This window comes from Pseudoalteromonas luteoviolacea NCIMB 1942 (assembly GCF_001625595.1).
GTDB classification, from domain to species: Bacteria; Pseudomonadota; Gammaproteobacteria; order Enterobacterales; family Alteromonadaceae; genus Pseudoalteromonas; species Pseudoalteromonas luteoviolacea_A.
This window is the reverse complement of the sequence record NZ_AUXT01000095.1, coordinates 1-583: the sequence shown is the minus strand read 5'-3', so window position 1 is coordinate 583 and position 583 is coordinate 1. Positions and strand designations below refer to the sequence as shown.

1 protein-coding gene is annotated in these 583 nt (G+C 38.6%); it reads right to left on the bottom strand.

Annotation, left to right across the window (positions count from 1 at the left end):
• Positions 1 to 464, bottom strand: a 464-nt coding sequence (locus N482_RS05405) for an ISAs1 family transposase (RefSeq protein WP_196765311.1), incomplete at its 3' end; no start/stop codon positions are given.
• Positions 465 to 583: the final 119 nt, after the last annotated feature.

Sequence of the window (583 nt, the reverse complement as noted above, 5' to 3'; positions counted from 1 at the left end):
ATCGCTTTCTTTTGCTTTGCAGGTATTCCTTTTTTAAAGCTTGTTTCAGCTTTTAAGTGATTAAAGGCTATATGCCTAAGCCATGCGGACACTGTGGTTGCACCTTTGCGTCGAGTTCGACACTCATCTTCTTTGAAGCCTATATCTAGACGCCAGTGTAAGTCATTTTCTATTTGCCAATGTTGCCGGGCCGCTCTAGCTAACTCTTCTGCTGCTAAGTGTGCTGAACTGATATTATACCTATAACATAACTCATTGCTTAATTTACCTTTTTCTTTTCTATAAGACGCTATCACACCAATTGTTTGCGTGCCTTCCCAGTGCCCTATTTCAAAGAGGAGTGCCAAATCATAACTCACTGCACAACACCTAAGTTCTTCTCTATTTTTTTGATAGTCGGCTTTATTAAACAGCACCCCATTTTGAGCTTGTTCGGTTAGTTTTGGTAATAGTGCACTTTCAATTTGCTTAAGTAATGTTTTTTTGTTCCGCTTTTACAGCAAGTAAATAGTCAGCTTTTTTATCAATGATTTCTTTCCCTATTGACTTTTGACATCCCATTGCGTCTATCGTAACGAAACAG